This window comes from Kiloniella sp. EL199, from assembly GCF_900313065.1.
Taxonomy (GTDB): domain Bacteria; phylum Pseudomonadota; class Alphaproteobacteria; order Kiloniellales; family Kiloniellaceae; genus Kiloniella.
The window spans coordinates 385918-402742 of the sequence record NZ_OMPU01000010.1; the positions used below are offsets into that span (position 1 = coordinate 385918).

22 protein-coding genes are annotated in these 16825 nt (G+C 44.5%); 14 read left to right on the forward strand and 8 right to left on the reverse strand.

Translation table 11 applies throughout. The features are described 5' to 3' along the window. Positions 1-15 precede the first annotated feature (15 nt). The gene (tenA, locus tag D9A03_RS10210) at positions 16-696 is read left to right on the forward strand and encodes a thiaminase II (protein WP_120497085.1); all 681 of its coding nucleotides are present in this window, start codon (positions 16-18) and stop codon (positions 694-696) included. 104 nt (positions 697-800) lie between these two features. Here the strand turns inward: tenA and D9A03_RS10215 are convergent, their stop codons facing one another. Next, complete coding sequence (locus D9A03_RS10215; protein ID WP_120497086.1) at positions 801-2057, reverse strand: sodium:proton antiporter; 1257 nt, start codon at positions 2055-2057, stop codon at positions 801-803. 301 nt (positions 2058-2358) lie between these two features. On the opposite strand from D9A03_RS10215, the gene D9A03_RS10220 reads away from it, so the two are divergent. The 3 genes from D9A03_RS10220 (at position 2359) to D9A03_RS10230 (ending at position 5003) form a co-directional block, all read left to right on the forward strand. After that, complete coding sequence (locus D9A03_RS10220) at positions 2359-2928, forward strand: hypothetical protein (RefSeq protein ID WP_120497087.1); 570 nt, start codon at positions 2359-2361, stop codon at positions 2926-2928. A gap of 259 nt (positions 2929-3187) precedes the next feature. Then, entirely contained in the window at positions 3188-4090 is a 903-nt protein-coding gene (locus D9A03_RS10225) for a LysR family transcriptional regulator (protein WP_120497088.1), read from the forward strand. A gap of 130 nt (positions 4091-4220) precedes the next feature. Next, a complete protein-coding gene (locus tag D9A03_RS10230) occupies positions 4221-5003 on the forward strand; it encodes an ABC transporter substrate-binding protein (protein ID WP_254055019.1) in 783 nt (260 codons plus the stop codon). A gap of 50 nt (positions 5004-5053) precedes the next feature. Here the strand turns inward: D9A03_RS10230 and D9A03_RS10235 are convergent, their stop codons facing one another. Beyond that, a complete protein-coding gene (locus D9A03_RS10235) occupies positions 5054-5923 on the reverse strand; it encodes a LysR family transcriptional regulator (RefSeq protein ID WP_120497089.1) in 870 nt (289 codons plus the stop codon). A 74-nt stretch (positions 5924-5997) separates the two neighbouring features. Between D9A03_RS10235 and D9A03_RS10240 the strand changes: the two genes are divergently transcribed. The 4 genes from D9A03_RS10240 to D9A03_RS10255 all read left to right on the forward strand — a co-directional run bounded on the left by D9A03_RS10240 (position 5998) and on the right by D9A03_RS10255 (position 9843). Beyond that, positions 5998-7074 carry a four-carbon acid sugar kinase family protein gene (locus D9A03_RS10240; RefSeq protein ID WP_120497090.1) on the forward strand — a complete coding sequence of 359 codons (1077 nt, stop codon included), beginning with the start codon at positions 5998-6000 and terminating at the stop codon, positions 7072-7074. After that, positions 7074-8078 (forward strand): 4-hydroxythreonine-4-phosphate dehydrogenase PdxA, encoded by a 1005-nt coding sequence (pdxA, locus tag D9A03_RS10245; RefSeq protein ID WP_120497091.1) that lies wholly within the window; start codon positions 7074-7076, stop codon positions 8076-8078. The genes D9A03_RS10240 and pdxA overlap by 1 nt, the downstream gene beginning before the upstream one ends. After that, on the forward strand, positions 8078-9133 hold the full coding sequence (locus D9A03_RS10250; RefSeq protein ID WP_120497092.1) for a cupin domain-containing protein: 1056 nt from the start codon (positions 8078-8080) through the stop codon (positions 9131-9133). Before pdxA ends, D9A03_RS10250 begins: the two co-directional genes overlap by 1 nt. A gap of 128 nt (positions 9134-9261) precedes the next feature. After that, complete coding sequence (locus tag D9A03_RS10255; protein ID WP_254055020.1) at positions 9262-9843, forward strand: GNAT family N-acetyltransferase; 582 nt, start codon at positions 9262-9264, stop codon at positions 9841-9843. Between the two features lie 30 nt (positions 9844-9873). On the opposite strand, the gene D9A03_RS10260 is transcribed toward D9A03_RS10255, so the two are convergent. The 3 genes from D9A03_RS10260 to D9A03_RS10270 are packed head-to-tail and all read right to left on the reverse strand — an operon-like array spanning position 9874 to position 10785. Next, complete coding sequence (locus D9A03_RS10260) at positions 9874-10248, reverse strand: RidA family protein (protein ID WP_120497094.1); 375 nt, start codon at positions 10246-10248, stop codon at positions 9874-9876. 19 nt (positions 10249-10267) lie between these two features. Further along, positions 10268-10486: a DUF2798 domain-containing protein gene (locus D9A03_RS10265; RefSeq protein ID WP_120497095.1), complete on the reverse strand. Its 219-nt coding sequence runs from the start codon at positions 10484-10486 to the stop codon at positions 10268-10270. Positions 10487-10491: 5 nt separating this feature from the next. Further along, positions 10492-10785: a putative quinol monooxygenase gene (locus tag D9A03_RS10270; RefSeq protein ID WP_120497096.1), complete on the reverse strand. Its 294-nt coding sequence runs from the start codon at positions 10783-10785 to the stop codon at positions 10492-10494. Between the two features lie 105 nt (positions 10786-10890). Here D9A03_RS10270 and D9A03_RS10275 point away from each other — a divergent pair, with 105 nt between their 5' ends. From D9A03_RS10275 to D9A03_RS10295, 5 genes are all read left to right on the forward strand, one after another. After that, positions 10891-11814, forward strand: a complete 924-nt coding sequence (locus tag D9A03_RS10275) for a LysR family transcriptional regulator (RefSeq protein WP_120497097.1) — start codon at positions 10891-10893, stop codon at positions 11812-11814. Between the two features lie 212 nt (positions 11815-12026). After that, complete coding sequence (locus tag D9A03_RS10280; protein ID WP_120497098.1) at positions 12027-12470, forward strand: organic hydroperoxide resistance protein; 444 nt, start codon at positions 12027-12029, stop codon at positions 12468-12470. Between the two features lie 230 nt (positions 12471-12700). After that, entirely contained in the window at positions 12701-13153 is a 453-nt protein-coding gene (locus tag D9A03_RS10285) for a MarR family winged helix-turn-helix transcriptional regulator (RefSeq protein ID WP_254055021.1), read from the forward strand. A 236-nt stretch (positions 13154-13389) separates the two neighbouring features. Further along, positions 13390-13860 carry an RNA polymerase sigma factor gene (locus D9A03_RS10290; RefSeq protein ID WP_371682960.1) on the forward strand — a complete coding sequence of 157 codons (471 nt, stop codon included), beginning with the start codon at positions 13390-13392 and terminating at the stop codon, positions 13858-13860. 5 nt (positions 13861-13865) lie between these two features. Continuing rightward, complete coding sequence (locus D9A03_RS10295; protein WP_162938076.1) at positions 13866-14615, forward strand: anti-sigma factor; 750 nt, start codon at positions 13866-13868, stop codon at positions 14613-14615. Between the two features lie 37 nt (positions 14616-14652). On the opposite strand, the gene D9A03_RS10300 is transcribed toward D9A03_RS10295, so the two are convergent. Beyond that, positions 14653-15189 carry a response regulator gene (locus D9A03_RS10300; RefSeq protein WP_120497101.1) on the reverse strand — a complete coding sequence of 179 codons (537 nt, stop codon included), beginning with the start codon at positions 15187-15189 and terminating at the stop codon, positions 14653-14655. A 340-nt stretch (positions 15190-15529) separates the two neighbouring features. Between D9A03_RS10300 and D9A03_RS19755 the strand changes: the two genes are divergently transcribed. Next, on the forward strand, positions 15530-15691 hold the full coding sequence (locus D9A03_RS19755) for a hypothetical protein (RefSeq protein WP_162938077.1): 162 nt from the start codon (positions 15530-15532) through the stop codon (positions 15689-15691). Positions 15692-15789: 98 nt separating this feature from the next. Here D9A03_RS19755 and D9A03_RS10305 read toward each other — a convergent pair whose 3' ends face one another. Together D9A03_RS10305 and D9A03_RS10310 are read right to left on the reverse strand one after the other, a co-directional pair. Beyond that, positions 15790-16512 carry a DDE-type integrase/transposase/recombinase gene (locus D9A03_RS10305; RefSeq protein ID WP_120497102.1) on the reverse strand — a complete coding sequence of 241 codons (723 nt, stop codon included), beginning with the start codon at positions 16510-16512 and terminating at the stop codon, positions 15790-15792. Next, a complete protein-coding gene (locus D9A03_RS10310; protein ID WP_120497103.1) occupies positions 16509-16781 on the reverse strand; it encodes a transposase in 273 nt (90 codons plus the stop codon). Before D9A03_RS10310 ends, D9A03_RS10305 begins: the two co-directional genes overlap by 4 nt. Positions 16782-16825: the final 44 nt, after the last annotated feature.

Here is a 16825-nt window from a genome sequence, read left to right on the forward strand (position 1 = left end):
TGAAATCAACAAGCCATGTCTTTCTACGAAGATCTAAAAGCACAGTGTCCTGACGATTGGACGTCATATGTCTATCATCCCTTTGTTCAGGGGATGGGTGAAGGTACTTTGCCAAAAGATGCTTTTAAGCATTATCTGATTCAGGATTATCTCTTTCTGATTAATTTTGGTCGTGCCTATGCGCTTGCTGTTTTCAAAAGCGATAACCTTGACGATATGCGCCAAGCTGCGGCGACGATGAATGCGCTGTTGAACGATGAGATGCAGTTGCATATCAGCTACTGTGCAGAGTGGGGAATTGCAAAAGATGTCCTGGAAGCGGAGCAAGAAGCATCTGCAAACCTGGCTTATACACGTTATGTGATGGAACGCGGGCTTTCAGGTGATATTCTGGATCTGTTGGTTGCTTTGGCCCCTTGTGTCATGGGATATGCCGAGATTGGGTCTCGCTTGGCCGAAGAGCATATGGCAGACATGGAAAACAATCCCTATCGCCCCTGGATTGAAATGTATGCTTCCAGCGATTATCAGCAAGCAGCTGCGGGTGCTTATGGTCAGCTGGAGCGGGTCGCCATGTCTCGGCTGGGTGAAGACTATCAGAATTCAGGGCGTTGGAAAGATCTCTGCAATACCTTTGCAACGGCAACCAGACTTGAAGCAGGTTTCTGGGAAATGGGTATGACTGGATCTATGTAACGTTAATTGAGTTTCTGGCATATGTATAAAGGCAGAGAATATTTTCTCACTGCCTTTTCTGTATCCAGTTTTGTCTATGTTCAGAGTTTATGTTCCGGGCTTGTTTATTTCACGAAGCGTTCAACGACTTTTTTGACTGTTAGGCCCTGAATGATGATCGAGAAAATAACAACACCATAGGTAATTGCGAGCAAACTTTCTTTTTCTGGAATGTTGGGAAGAGAGAGTACCAATGCAACAGATATGCCGCCGCGAAGACCGCCCCATGTGAGTACGGCAATGGCACCGGGTGTGTATTTTGCTTTCAAACTGAGTAAGCTGATGGGAAGACCGACAGCAATAAAACGCGCCAAAAGAACAACAGGAATCATGAGCAAAGTTGCAACAAGATTTGTTGCTGTTTCTGTAATTGCCAAGATCTCAAACCCGATGATCAGGAAAAGGGCCGCATTCAGGATTTCATCAAGCAAGGTCCAGAATTTGTGCACATGGTCGCGTGTGCTATCTGACATAGCAAAGCGCATACCTCTATTCCCTATGAGAAGTCCGGCAATCACAACGGCAATGGGGCCGGAAAAGTGTAGGGCATAAGCCAGGCTGTAACTCATCATGACCAGCGCAAGTGTAATGAGAACTTCGATCGTGTATTCATCAATACTTTTAAGGGCCAGATAGGCAATATACCCGGTAGCAAGACCCAGAACGGCACCTCCACCAGCTTCTAGCAAAAAGAGACGGGTGATTTCATAAGCACCAATGGCGTCATCTGATGGGGTTTGGGTTGCAATAGCGACCAGAATGGTAAAGACGACAACACCGACACCATCATTGAACAGACTTTCCCCGGCTATTTTAGCTTTGAGAGAGGAAGGTACTTTAACTGTCTTGAGAATACCCAGCACCGCAACGGGATCGGTTGGGGCAATAAGGCTGCCAAAAACCAGACAGTAAATCAGCGGGATTTCAAGATTGATAAGGCCCGTCAGATAAAACATGGCAAAGCCGATCAGGAAGGTGGATATCAACACACCAAAGGTTGCCATAAGAGTGATAGCATACTTGCGATGTAACAGATCTTCTATGTCAACGTGCAGGGCGCCGGCAAAGAGAAGAAAAGACAACATCCCTTTCATCAGGGTTTCATGGAAATCAATTTGAGCAAGGGAAAGCCTTACAGCGTTCTGAATACCTAGTTCGGGTAAGATAATATCTGCCAACATTACAAAAAACGAAGCGACTAGGGCAATGATGACCAGTCCGATAGAAATCGGCATTCGAAGCCAGCGATGATTAATGTACCCGAAACAGGCGGCGAGTGTGATGGTAATGGCGGCAATATTAAAGAGGGAAAGAGTTGGCATGAATAAATCGCTAATTTCAAAAATGCAGGTACGCCAGCTTATCGTCCAAAACTGTGAGTTCAACAAGGGAAAGTGTCAGGTTTAAATATTTCAGGTGATTGAAGTGAAATATAGATACCCGTCAGGTTTCTGTAAGGAACACATTTTATATCTAATTTTATATCTAGCAGGCTAAAAGCCTTATGATTTGGCACAGGTTATTTCTTTTATAGATGGAATTTATGAAAATTGATGCGAATCAAGGCTTTGAAAATATTCTTGTGACAATTTCAGTTAAAGACAAAAAAGTTTTGGTGTGTAAATGCAGGACCTGAATTTAGATATTTTTACGATGATCAATGCGACTTCAGATGCAGCGTTATGGCTAATTGACTGGGGGAGGTTTTTATCATGGTGGCCGCAGCTAATTGCTGTTTCGGGGCTGTTAATCCTCGTCCTGAGCAAAAATGACGATATCATTGAAGGAATTTTACCCGTAATTTCGACCATTGTTGTGGCTACAGGTATTAACCACTTGGTTGCATGGGCTTATCCGCTTGTAACGCCTGGCGATATTAGTGTCGGATATTCCTGGATGAGAGGAACTTCGTTAGGGCAGTGGATGGGACCTTATCCGATCTTTCTATTCACGCTTATACTGGCGTGTATGATATGGTTCAGACGATTTGTGTTCTGCAGCACCCTTTTCTGCCTTGGTATTGCAAATGCGTGGGGCACCATCTTGGTCGGAAATTATTTTCCGTTTCAAATTTTAATGGGAATGGTTATTGGTGTGTTTAGTTCTCTTTTGGTTGTTTTGTTCGTTCGGGGCCAGAAAAGATTACGATACTATTTCACATCTAATCAGGAAAACCTAAAGACGATGACCTGATTGGGTTTCCAACTTTATGTTATCTTAAAAGGGTTAATGGTTTGGTGATAGATAAGGCCATCTATCGCTTTTCTTTTTGATCTTTGTTGTGATGATTTTTCTGAGTACTTAATTACTCGACCAATTCGTTTTTACAGTATCCGTATTCACTTATATCTTGATGGTTGGTAAAAACTTGAAAAGCCTGTCAGTTGTAGTTTTCTCATTATTATATGATAGTATAAATTAATTAGTTGTCACTGTTTGAAAATATTCCCTAATGATTGATGAGTTGCGTGCTATGGCGGTGTTCGCCAAGACTGTTGAAACCGGGTCTTTTCGGGCTGCATCACGCGAGTTGGCACTGTCGCCTTCTGTGATCAGCCATCATGTTTCTCAACTGGAAGACAAGCTTGGGGTCGCACTGTTATATCGTTCAACCCGCCGCCTGTCATTGACCAACGATGGAGAGAAACTTTTTGGTTATGCAAAGGAAATGCTGGCGCTGGCAGAAAGCGGTTTTGATGCTATTGCTCAAAGAGCAGCCGAACCTGCGGGTAAGTTAAACATTACTCTGCCAGCCGGATTTATTCACGGACCGTTGGTCAATGATCTGGCCGCTTTTGCACAGGCTTTCCCCAGAATAAACCTTTCTGTTAATTTCAGTGATCATCAACAGGATATTATTCGTGACAGTATTGATCTGGCTATCCGTGTAGGAACAGTGCAAGACAGCACTTTGAAATCGAAGAAGTTGACTGACCTCAAGCGTAAGCTTGTTGTCTCGCCGGACTATTACAAAAAACATCCGGAACCTCGTAAAATTCAGGATCTGTCGAACTGGAATTTCATTGGTCTTAAAATGAGACCAAATGACAAACTGTTAACAAATCAATCAGGCAAATCCATATGCCTAACCTATGAACCGCAAATTGTGTTGGATAGCATTCATGCTGTTGTACAGATGGCTCGCGCCGGGGCAGGTATCATTACACCGCCAGATTTTCTGGTTGCTGAGGATATCAAGCAGGGGCGTATGATTGAGCTTTTCCCCGAATGGACAGTTGAAAGTTTACCTGTTTATACCATTTGGCCACCGAATGCCCCCCGCGAAGGTTTGACGCGTCGGCTCATTGATTACCTTGAAGTCTGTGAAAAGAAACACAGATCATTAGTAGAATAGGGTTTTTCCGGTTTCTGTTGAAAAGACGAAATAACAAGAGGCATGGAGTTAAGGAAATTATTAATGTTTGTTACTATCTTTTTGGATATGTAAGGTTGGTATACTAGGTTTCTCTGACGGGAGCACAGAATTGGCATCACGATTGCTGATTGTTCTATTCAAGCACTTGCAGCTTTTTTGTCTTGGCCTGTTTTTCTTTTCATCACAGGTCTCAGGTAAAGAAGTCACTATTGGTATGGGTAATTTCGAACCCTATTATATTGCCGAAGGTGAAACAGGTATTTTCACAGATATTATTACAGCGGTTTTCCAAAAGATTCCCGATCACGAACCTGTTTTTGTCTTCGGGCGTCCGAACAACAGGTTATGGCAGGATTTCAACCGTCGCAAGGTTGATGCTGTTTCCAATTTATTTGACAGTGTTGAAATTCAGGGATGTCGGTCTGATCCTGTTTTCAGGTTTCGTGATGTTGCGATAACCCGGGCAGAAGAAAATCACTCGCTTGAAAAAATAGGGGATCTTAGAGGGCTTAATATTATTGCCTTTCAAGGGGCAAAAGAGTTTTTTGGCCCAGAGTTCTCTGCAATGATTGATGATAGTACCTTTGCTGTTGCTTCAGAGCCTGGTGTACAAGCTCAGGCCTTGTGGGATGGGCGCGTTGATGTGAGCGTGGGCGATCTTTTTATTTTCCTGCACAGTTTGGAAAAAGTAAGTGGGAATGGTGCGTTGGCTAGTAAGTTCACGGTGCATGATATACTTCCCGTTGCTTATAGCCGTATGGGGTTCTGGGATGATCATCTTTGTGCAGAATTCAACCGGGCTTTGCAGAAGATAAAAGACAATGGTGAGTACGAGAAAATATATGACCGCTATTTCCATCTCCTCGGAGTAGAAGTCAACTCGGGTAACTAAAGTTATGCTTTCTTTTCTCTTAAAGATAGGTTCGTACTATGGCTGTTCTGCTAAACACTACTGGCAATCTCTTTCAGCCATGTTTTAACAAGATCAATCTGTTGTGTAACGCGAATATCTTTAGGGTAAATTAAGCCGTATTGGCTGCCGTCTTCTTTGAAGCCCAGGGGGGCGATTAAGCGCCCTTTTTCCAAATCATCCCTAGCTAGAATATAGGGGCAAAGTGCAACGCCAAGACCATTCACGGCTGCTTCAATCATCAAAAAGTGATGGTCCAGTGTGCGGATTTCTCTCGGGGTAGGTGGGCCGTTTTGTCGAAATAACCATTCTTGCCAAGCTTTGGGGCGGGTTTTTGATGCCAGGCCGATGTAGTTATGATTATCGAAATGCACACGCATACCGGGTTGCATCACAGGCCCTGTTTTTTCTTGTGAGAGGACATTTATTTCCCAATCCGGGTTTAGCGGAAAATCCAGCCTGCGAATAGCCAGCGTTATTCTGTCACGTTTAAAATCCAGAGTACCACCGCCCACGGACAGGTGGAGTTCGACATCTGGATAACGATCCTGAAAATCACTTAATCTTGGAATAAGCCAGCGCATTGCGACTGATCTTTCGCAGGAAAGAACAATAGGACTATTGTTTGTATCATGCTTGATTGTTGCAACAGCTGTAATCAACTCATCCAATGCGTTACGTGCAGCTTTGTTTAGGATCTCTCCTTCTCTGGTTATGCGAATACCTCGACCTTCGGGTTCTGATAATTTGATACCAATGTCTCGGGATAGCTTGGTGATGCGCCTGCTGACCGCGCCATGAGTCAGGGCAAGTTCTTCTGATGCTGCCTTAACAGAACCCAGCCGGGCAACGGCTTCAAAGGCGCGTATATCATCTAAAGAGGGAATGTCGGACCGTTTCATTCGTGATTATATATCACGAGTATTGGTTATTTCATATAGATATTCATTGTTTATTTGTTTGATATTATCACGGTATGAAAAATGCAAATTCAAAATATCCAACGGTTGTTGTTATTGCAGATGACCTGACGAGTGCGGCGGATGGGGCAGGTCCATTTCTGGAAAGAGGACTTAAAGTCACAGTTTGCAGGCCGACATCAGATAATTATTCAAATGCATTGGCAGACGTTATTTCGATTAATTGTCGTAGCCGGTCGTTAAGTGAAACCCAAGCCGCTTGTGCTGTAAGGCAGGCGATGAAGCAGGTACCTGATTGCGCGATTCTTTTTAAGACTGTTGATTCTACTTTACGGGGTCATATCAAAGCAGAATTGGAAGCTGTTTATGAAGTCTCTGGCCGTAAGAAGGTTGTTATCGCACCGGCATTTCCTGATGCAGGAAGAACAACACGAAATGGTCGGCAATTTGTTCATGATATCCCTGTTTCTCAATCTTCCTATGCAAATGATCCTGTTCATCCTGCTAAAACAGCTTTGATCAGAGATTTGATTCCTTCAGCAATCAAGAACGTCGTTATCCTTGATGCTGATACGCAAAAGGATCTTAATAAGCAGGTACGCGCTTTTGATCGCCCAGAGGAAATATTGTGGATTGGGTCTCCGGGGTTGGCAATTGCGTTGGCTGCGACACAATTTGACAAAAAAGTTTGCAATCAACCGATACCTCATCGCGAAAATCCTTTGATTGTGGTGGGAAGTGCTAATGCAGTGAGTAAAGCTCAGGTTAAAAATGCACAAAAAGTTAAAAGTCTTACCTGCCTTACGACCCCGGAAGAGAGAACAAGAAATCCAGATGCGGTTTTATCCGAGCTTATTTTAAAGGCAAGTGAGCTTGCGAAAAGTGGTTGCTATGGTGCTTTAATCGCAACTGGCGGTGATACAATGGAAGCACTGCTCGACAGGTTACATATTTACGAGTTTTTGCTTCTTGGTGAATTCGAGCCGGGATTTCCATTTGGTGTCGCTCTACTAGAGAATGGAGAGAATATTGTTATTGCGATGAAAGCTGGTGGATTTGGCTCTGAAAACACGCTCACTCAAGCCGTTGAACAGCTTCTGTCTTCCAATTTCGAACTCGCAAAGGTGATGTAATGAATAATGCCCCGAAGCCTTTAGCAATTACCATGGGAGATCCTGCGGGGATTGGTCCCGAGATTGTTGTAGCTAGTCTTAAGAAGCAACCTGATAGCGCGAAAAATATTGTATTCGGGTGCCCCAATGTCATGAAGCGTGCTGTCGAAGCCTTAAAAGCTGATATGACCGTCTCTATACTGGATCGAATAGATGATGCGCGTTTTGAACCAGATGTTATTGAGGTCATCTCTACAAGCTGTTTCACGTCCTTGCCACCCTATGGAAAAGTTGCTGCAGAGTGCGGAAATGCGGCTTATGATGCCGTCGTTCGAAGCATTAGAAGTGCTGTAGATGGAAAAGTAAGCGGTATTGTGACAGCACCAATTCACAAAGAAGCTCTTTCTATTGCGGGTATTGAGTATCCGGGTCACACTGAAATTTTAGCAGACTTTGGCGGTGCTGAACGCGTTGCCATGTTATTGGGTAATGATGAAATTCGCACTGTCTTGGTAACTGTCCACTGTTCGTTGTCTGAGGCTATTAAACGTGCAGATTATGACGCACAGTTGTCGGCTATTCGATTGGCTCATGAAGGAGCAACAGCTCTTGGTTTTGAAAATCCAAAAGTTGCCGTTGCAGGCCTAAATCCCCATGCTGGTGAAAGCGGCCTGTTTGGTCGTGAAGAAATTGAAATTATTTCCCCTGCGATTAAAGCTGCACAAAAAGAAGATATTCATGTGTCCGGTCCATGGCCGGGGGATACGGTATTTATGCAAGCACGCAAAGGGAAATTTGATATTGTTGTGGCTCAATATCACGATCAAGGACTGATACCTGTAAAATATATGGGACTTGAAAACGGTGTTAATATTACTCTTGGCTTGCCCTTTGTTCGAACAAGTCCTGATCACGGGACTGCATTTGATATTGCGGGCCGGGGAGTTGCTGATGCCGCAAGCTTTGAAACTGCAATAAATTATGCACAACAATTGGTTAAAGTTCAAATGAAGGACTTCGCGTAATGGGATTACGATTTATCTTTATGCTGACACGGAATGATAAAACCGTTGATGATGCAGAGAAGCATTTACAAACTGCACTTGCTGCTGGTGTCCATCATATTGGTTTCAAGGATGTTGGCCTTCCTTTTGAGCGTTTGAAAAAGTTAAATCAGTCAATCAAAAAAGGGGGAGCAACGAGTTACCTTGAGGTGGTTTCCTTGGATCGGGATAGCGAAGTTGCTTCGGCGCAGGCCGCGGTGGAAATCGGGGTTGATATCTTGCTCGGCGGCACCAATGTTGACGCGGTATTACCTATTATAAAAGGTGCTGGCATCCAGTATTACCCCTTCCCGGGCAAAATTGTGGGGCATCCGAGTACCCTTGAGGGGACTATTGAGGAAATTGCGGCCAGTGCAAAGGATCTGTCATCACGTGAAGGGGTGGATGGTTTGGATCTTCTTGCCTATAGGTCACGGGAAGACGTTGGCAAACTAATGGCGGCCGTGTGTGCCGTTACGGATAAACCTGTGATCATGGCGGGATCAATTGACACCAAAGCACGCATAGCTGATGTCAAAAGTTCGGGGGCGGGCGGTTTTACAATCGGCACAGCTGCTTTGGATGGAATATATCCCGCACAAGGAAATGATCTGGATGCACAGCTCCGTTCTATTTTGAAAGATGTCGCGGATGTAAACGATCATGTTTCAAGATTTTCAACAAAAAATCTGGATGAGTCTTTCAGTAAGTTTACGGAAACCTGGAGCCCGCGGATTGCAGGACAGGTAAACAATATGATGATCAAGCTTGCCAAGTTTGAAGGCGAGTTTGTGTGGCATCATCATGCCGTTGAAGATGAATTGTTTCTTGTTCACAAGGGGAGCCTGATGATGAAGTTTCGTGATCGGGATGAAATGGTTCATGAAGGGGAATTCATCATTGTCCCCCACGGTGTTGAACATTGTCCGGTTGCAATGTCTGATATTTGCGAGGTTATTCTTCTGGAACCTGCGACGACCGTTAACACAGGAAACACCGAGGATGATCGACGGGTTACAAATTTGGCTGAAGTATAAATGTTGCCTTAGATAAGGTTGTTCTTTTCAATGGCTGTATTCTTGCGCAGCTATTTGATGACCATACTTGTTGATGACCATACTTGTTGATGACCATACTTGGCTCTTGCAAGAATCTGGTTATAACAATGATAGTAAATGGCATTGTTTCCAGAAATCAGATCATCATGAGTAACTTACCTAAAGATCAAATAACATTCCGAAATGTTGACGACGACGATATACCCTTTATTCAGGAAATTTATGCTGATGAAGTATTGCACGGGGTGTCGAGTTGGGAAGAAACGCCACCAGATCACGTTGAAATGTTAAAGCGAAAAAATGGTGTCGTTGAGGGGGGGTATCCCTATCGGGTTGCGGTAAGGAACAAACAGGTCGTTGGCTACGCTTATGCGTCGGCCTATCGTCCCCGCCCAGGCTATCGTTATACGGTGGAAAATTCGATTTATGTTCACAAAGATGCCCGTGGCACAGGGCTTGGTCGTCTGCTGTTGAATGACCTGATTGTTGAATGCGAGACCCGCGGTTATCGCCAGATGATCGCTGTCATTGGTGATTCTGAAAACCTGCCTTCTATTGCGTTTCATCAAAAAATGGGGTTCGAGTTATCTGGAACAATCAGGTCTATAGGTTTTAAATTTGGCCGCTGGATGGATAGCGTTCTCATGCAGCGGCCTCTTAATGATGGAAGCAACAGTCTTCCCGAATAGTTTGCACCTGAATTTTATCATGTTCAGGAGTTAAAGCGCGAATATTGCTTCAATTTCAATCTTTAATTCTGGTGCAAAAAGGGCGTCGATTTTGATCAAAGAACTCGCTGGGGTGTGATCGCCATAGATTTGTGTAAGTGCCACTCGAAGAGCGTCAATATCTGACATATCTGTCACAAAAATTGTAACTTTAACAAGATTTTGTAAGGATATGTGCTGAGCTTTGGCAATGATTTCCAATTGAGCGAAAATTGCTTTTGCCTGCTCTGCTATCGAAGCACTTTGCTCTGGTGTCCCAAAGGCTGTGAAGCCTGATGTGTAAAGAGTATTCCCTTGAATAACGGCATGGCTATAAGGTCCAACCGGTAACCCAAGTTCTGGATAGTTGATCCGTTCAAGTGACATGTTTTTCTACCTGTATTAATTAAGAAATTTTACGAACGATCTGGTGACTTGTTAATTGGATGAAAGGCCCTAAGGCAAAGGCTATTATGGCAGCTGCTGGCCAAGCCAACCGAAAGGCGATGAACCACTTTGCTATGAAGTCTGGCCCCCATCCCAAATTTATCCAGGTAACCCAACAGGTCATCAAAAGGGAAAGAATAAGGGACATCAGGATTGAAAAGACAATGCGGTGTTTCATTTTGTCTAGGCCGCAGTATTCATCTGCAGGCGTTCGATATAACTGACCTTGGTGTAGTTGTTTTCCAGATAAGCTTTGGTGTGTGGAGCTTCGAAATGGGCTGTTAAGGCATCGTCGTTCACCCAACATTCCCAAAGTGTGAAGCATTCAGGTTTGTCCTGCTGTTGTAAGATTTCGAATGTGATGCAGCCGGGTTCTTTGATTGTATCTTCAACCAGCTGGCAGAGGGCTTTTTTTGTTGCCTTTAAATCGGCGCCATCCTGAAGTTCGATGCCTGCACTAATCCAGAGTTTGCTCATTTGTATCTCCGTTAAAAAGGGGTGTGTTACAGGAGATATCTTTATATGTTTTCATAATCAGGATATATATCTAATAATGAGTTTTTAAATTCCATATATGAAACTATGTTTGACGATATTTCCCTTTTTGTTCGCATTGTAGAAAATCGCAGTCTCTCTGCTGCGGGGCAAGATTTGAACCTGCCTGCGGCAACGGTCTCGCGCCGATTACAAAAGCTGGAAGAGAAACTGGGGTGTCAGCTTGTTCATCGTTCTGCACGCAAGTTCAATTTGACTGCAGAAGGAGAGGTTTATTATCAGGCCTATGCAGACCTGGTGCAGCAATTTGAAGCGACAAGCAGGAATTTAAGTGCTGATGTGCATCAATTAAACGGTAAACTGACAGTACTGGCACCCACAAATGCATCTGTCGGAATTCTGCAGCCGATGTGGTCGGAATTCATCCGGCTCTACCCGGAAATACAACTCAACCTTTTCCTGAGTAATCAGACCAAGGATATTCATCAAGGTCAGGTTGATATGGCTTTGCGAATTGGCCCGCAGGAAGATTCTCAACTTTTCCAGAGGAAATTGGGCAGTGTTGCGACGATTCTGGTTGCCTCGCCTGACTATCTTGCCCGTAAAGGTGAACCAGATGATCTTGACATCTTTCATGAGCACAGAATTCTTCTTGTAAACACAATGCCATTATGGAGGCTGCAGTATTGCCCGGAAGGTTTTGTGAATAAAAATCGTTGGGAGGAAATGCGCCCCCGGGCAACAACCGTTATTGATGATATTGCACTGGCAAGACAATTGGCCCGGGACGGGCATGGTATCGTCCTGTTGCCTGTCAGTGAAATTGAGACAGAATTGAGTGAGGGGACGCTGGCACGTGTGTTACCGGAATGGCAAGGAGCGCCACGGGAAATTTTTGCTGTGTGGCCTACGGGGCGTTTGTTGAGTACCCGGGCGAAATGTTTACGGGATTTTATGCAAGATTTCATTGCGCGGAATCCGATTTTGCAAGGAGAAATACCGCCAAGATAAAAAGATAAAAAGATAAAAAGATAAAAAGATAAAAAGATAATATGTATTCCGTTTTCATTTAACCCGGAGTTGTTGAAGTTTTAGCTTCAAATATCTCTTTCCCTTTAATCAGAATTCGAGTTTCAGGAGATAATTGTTAAATATGCCTTGAATAATTTAAGTTGTGTACAATATAATGCCTCACAATTTAAATTTTACTTGGAGTAAATATTATGAGTCAAGCAGCACAGAAGTTAGAGAAAGTTGTTTATACCGCATATGCAGAAGCCACAGGTGGCCGCGAAGGAACGGTTAAATCAAATGACGGGGCACTGGATATTGTTCTGACAACTCCGAAGGAGCTTGGGGGCGCAGGCACGTTGGGCGTGAACCCTGAACAGATGTTTGCGGGGGGTTATGCCGCTTGTTTCATTGGCGCGCTCAAGGTCGTTGCTGGTCATGAAAAGGTGACGCTCCCGGATGACGCAAAAATCGCGGGCGAGGTTGGTATCGGACCCATCCCCGGCGGCTATAACATTGCTGTCGTTTTGAACATCAGTCTTCCGGGAATAGAAGCATCGGTTGCAAATGACCTTATTGAAAAAGCGCACAAGGTATGCCCCTATTCAAACGCAATACGTGGTAACGTGGATGTTGAACTCAAGCTTGCTTCGTAATACTGCGGCAGCTGAAAAGCGATAGCTGGATTAGAGCGTGCTACCTCTGTTTATGTCAAAGACAAAGGTAGTACGCTTTAACGTTCCTGAACAGTTTTCCCGTTGCAAAGATCATGCGGTAAGGTACTCTTGGGAAATTCAGGAATACAGAACAAGCCCGCCCGGACTAAATGATGAACAGCGCGCATAAAAAACCTTCCGGGATCAAGCCTTCGGCAAAGATATCCGATGTGTCAAAGAAATCCCGCTTGTCAAAAGTTTCACAGTTGGAAGAACAGCTTTGTTTTGCGCTTTATCGCAATTCACAGGCGATTATCAAAAAATACCAACCTTATCTGAAAGCACTAAACCTGACCTATCCGCAGTATCTGGTGTATCTGGCGCTGGAACCAGGGGGGGAGACCACGGTGAATGCATTGGGGAAGGATCTCGGTCTTGATTCCGGTACGTTATCTCCTTTGTTGAAACGAATGGAGCTGGCCGGGTTCGTCAGCCGCAATCGCTCTGCCGAGGATGAGCGCAAAGTGATGATCAAACTTACGGCGAAGGGGCGATCGCTTGAGGAGGGGGTTGCGAAGATGCAGCATGCCGTTTCTTGCTCTGTAGGTATTTCAATGGGTGAATTTCAAGATCTTCTCGGGCGGCTCAATCATATGGCCAAGGCTATGGGGGCGAAAACGTAATGAATTCAAATTGCGTCAGTTGGATTTGTACCCGATAAGACTATAGAGAGCTTTGTCTGGAAACATAAGAACGTGATATCCGGGTAGTTGTTGTACTGATTTTTTGTGACAGTCAGGTGATTTGATAACGCTGGGGTACAGACTGTTTTGTTTAAATAAATTGCTGAAAGGCCGGAACTATTCGGATCTTTGATCAAAAGAAATCAAGAGAGAGTGTCCGGCGGGGATTAGCTGAAATTTTTCCCCGTCTGTGGCGCTATTGTCTGGTTTTGACGCGAAACAGGGATAGTGCGAACGATCTGGCACAGGCTGCTTGTGAACGGGCGCTGGAAAAGGCCGACAGGTTTGAAACCGGTACGCATCTGGATCGTTGGATATTCCGAATTGCACAACGGATCTGGCTAAACGAATTACGATCCCAGGCTGTTCGTCGTGGTGGTGGGCTGGTTTCCGTTAACGATATTGATCTGCCGGATACAAAGGCGGATACAGAAACGAATATATACGCTTCTCAAGTGTTAAAAGAGGTGTATCTCTTGCCCGAAGCACAGCGTGTGACCGTTCTGCTGGTTTATGTCGAAGGCTTTAGCTACAAGGATGCGGCTGAGGTGCTGGATATACCCATTGGCACAGTGATGAGCCGGCTGGCGGCGGCACGTGGACGGATTGCGCAAAGAATGGACAAAGAAAAGACAGGTACGGAATGAGCCGGATGACACAGTTCACAGACGAAAATCTGACGGCTTTTCTTGATGGGGAAGCGACTGATGATCTGGCCTATCAAATAGAGCGCGCTCTTGAGGTTGATGCTGTTTTAAAAACGCGCCTCGAAGATCTTTCTTTACCTGTAGATGAGCTAAAAAAAGCAATGCAGCAGGTTAGGGATCAGGCACCTGATTTACCCTCTGTTTTGACAGAGGATGCGACTGTATCAAACAGGCGTTCCGGTAACTGGGCTTATGCAGGATCTTTGGCGGCATCTGTTTTAATTAGCCTTATTATTGGCGGCCTGTTTGCAAGGACGTACCTTGCGCCAGACGAAGCCCGGGGGTGGAAGAGTTATGTGGCTGCATATCAATCGCTTTATGTTGGCCAGACACTGGATACCATTGAATTAACGCCGGAACAGATACAGAAGAACCTTGATAACCTGTCTGTTGAAATGGGCATTGATCTGGCCAAAATGACATCTGGTTCCGAATTGATTTTTAAACGGGCACAGTTATTGGGATTCAAAGGAAAGCCTTTGGTCCAGTTGGCTTATCTCTCGCCTGAAGGGCAGCCCGTTGCGCTTTGCATTATTCGAACGGATAAAGGTGACACAGAAGCAATCGGTATGGATGAGCTAGAGGGAATGGCTGCTGCCAGCTGGCGCAAGGATGGTTACGCATATCTCTTCATCGGTGGGCAGGATGAAGCTGTTATTCGTGAGGGCGCGGCGCGTCTCAAGGCATTGTTATAGAGTTTTTCGAAATCCCCGGTCATGGATGCCTTGGTTTTTAAATGTTCCTGTTCCAGGGAAATGTGTCCTCTGGAATAAAGCTCACGTCATCCTCTTCACGCTGATCATCTTTGGAATTATCATGTTTACGCCGTCGACAGGGACCGACATAGCTTTCAATACGGACAAAGGGGCGTGGATGTTTAATGATACGCTCAATGGCTTTGTACAACATCATTGGTGACAGGGGTTTGAGAATGAATTCGTTCATACCCTTGTCACGTGCTGTTGTGACATCTGTTTTTTCTGCAAGCGCGGTTAGAACAATAATTTGAATATAGGGTGTCGGGCTACTGTCTTCTGTGCGAAGCTGACGGATAAGGTCATTGCCATTCACTGGCGCCATATCCAGGTCAATAATGGCAATGTCCGCTGGCATGGTCCGCAGTGCCTGAATGGCTTCTTCCGCCGAAGAGGCGACCCGTGGATTGCTGACCTCAAAGGCGCGCAGGATTGTTTTCACAATACGCTGCATCACAGGATTGTCGTCAACAATCAGAAATTCAATGTTCTTAAGATCACAGGCAGCGGTCAATTTTACATCACTCTAGAACAAACTGTTTGAAACTCTAAAAAGAATATACTTCAAAGAATATGACCAGAAGGACTATTCATAGAGTGTCATATAATCAAAGAGATAGATATGACGCCATCCTGGTTTATTTTTCGTTAAATCTTTAGTTTGTTGTTTTTCTGGTGTCTTTTATAACCAGTTCTTTTCTGTTTTTGAGCTTGAACATTCGCTTGCTATGAATAATCACACATTTATATACTTCGTATAATTGAGTATATACTTCGTGTAATTGAGAAAAGTATCCTAAACTCAGGCATGAATTGCATTACAGTTTCTCTCCCTCAAATCAATGGAGAGAAACATGTTTGTGCAAATAGATCCCAATCACTACGAGTATTTTCAACCACAGATCAGATCCATGTTTGAATTGCGCTATCGCGTTTTTTGCGAACGTCTGGGCTGGGTTCCTGGTGAAAATCTGATGGAACGGGATTTGCCTGTGTCCGTTTATTTCGATGATTGAGTTTAGATAAGCAAGGGATTGTAGTGCCCCCATTTTAGCAAGCCCGTTTTAAGATAGTTTTGGTGTGCAGTTTTTGGTTAAACTCACTCTCAAATTTTTCAGGCAGCATGTAGCCGAGCGTTGAGTGCAAATAGCTGCTGTTTATAGTGCTCAATCCATTTGTTTAAAGCTTCAAAAAATACGGTTGGGCTTGTCCATTCATTGATCCAGACAAGCTCTTCTTTCAGGGTCCGCATAAAACGTTCGGTATCAGCATTGCCCTTTGGATTGTTGTAAGAGGTAAAGGCCTGCTTTATGCCCATTGCGTTGCAGGCTTTCATAAAAGAAGTTGCTGTTGGCTGGCAGCCATTATCTGACATCAGTTTCAGATCGTGTTCTCTGACGCCACCAGGAAACTGTCGGTTAACACCGATATTAAGAGCCACCAGCCAGTGCCAGGCTTTGGATTGCAGGCCAGCATGATGACCAACAATCTTCTTGGTATGCCAGTCGATAACAATCGTAACATAAACCCAACCATAACCTTCGATCATAACCTTGGTCATATCAATGCCCCACCACTGGTTTGGACGATCTGGTTTTGGCTTTTTGGTATTTGCCCGGCGAATAGCCTTAAGCTTCATGTTTTTTGTCACCAAAAGATTGTGCTCCTTCATCAAGCGGTGCACACGGTTCTTGCTGAGATTGATATTATCCACATACCTCAAGTGTGCCCATGTCCTGCGATAACCCCAGAAAGGATGGTCTGATTTAATCTCCCCTATACGTCTGACAAGAGGCGCATTTTTAACAGCGACTGCTGCATAAGAACCCCGCTTCATAACCACGGCTCGCTTTTTTTTAATTCAAGCGTTAGTTCTCCAACCAGTCCTTTGAGTTTCTGGTTCTCAATTTCAAGCCGAGCCTGCTTCTTGCCAACCTTCTCACTATCAAATGCCCTCGAAGCATTCGACAAAAACTGGTCTCGCCACTGATAATATTGTGCCTGACTGATGCCATGCTCAGTACAAATATCGCTGACGGATTGTCCCTGCAAGCCTGACAATACAATCAGGCTCTTCATCTCACTCGTCCATTTACGTCTTTTCATACATCGGTCTCCCGGTATCAAACTGCAAAAAGACTATCTTACTT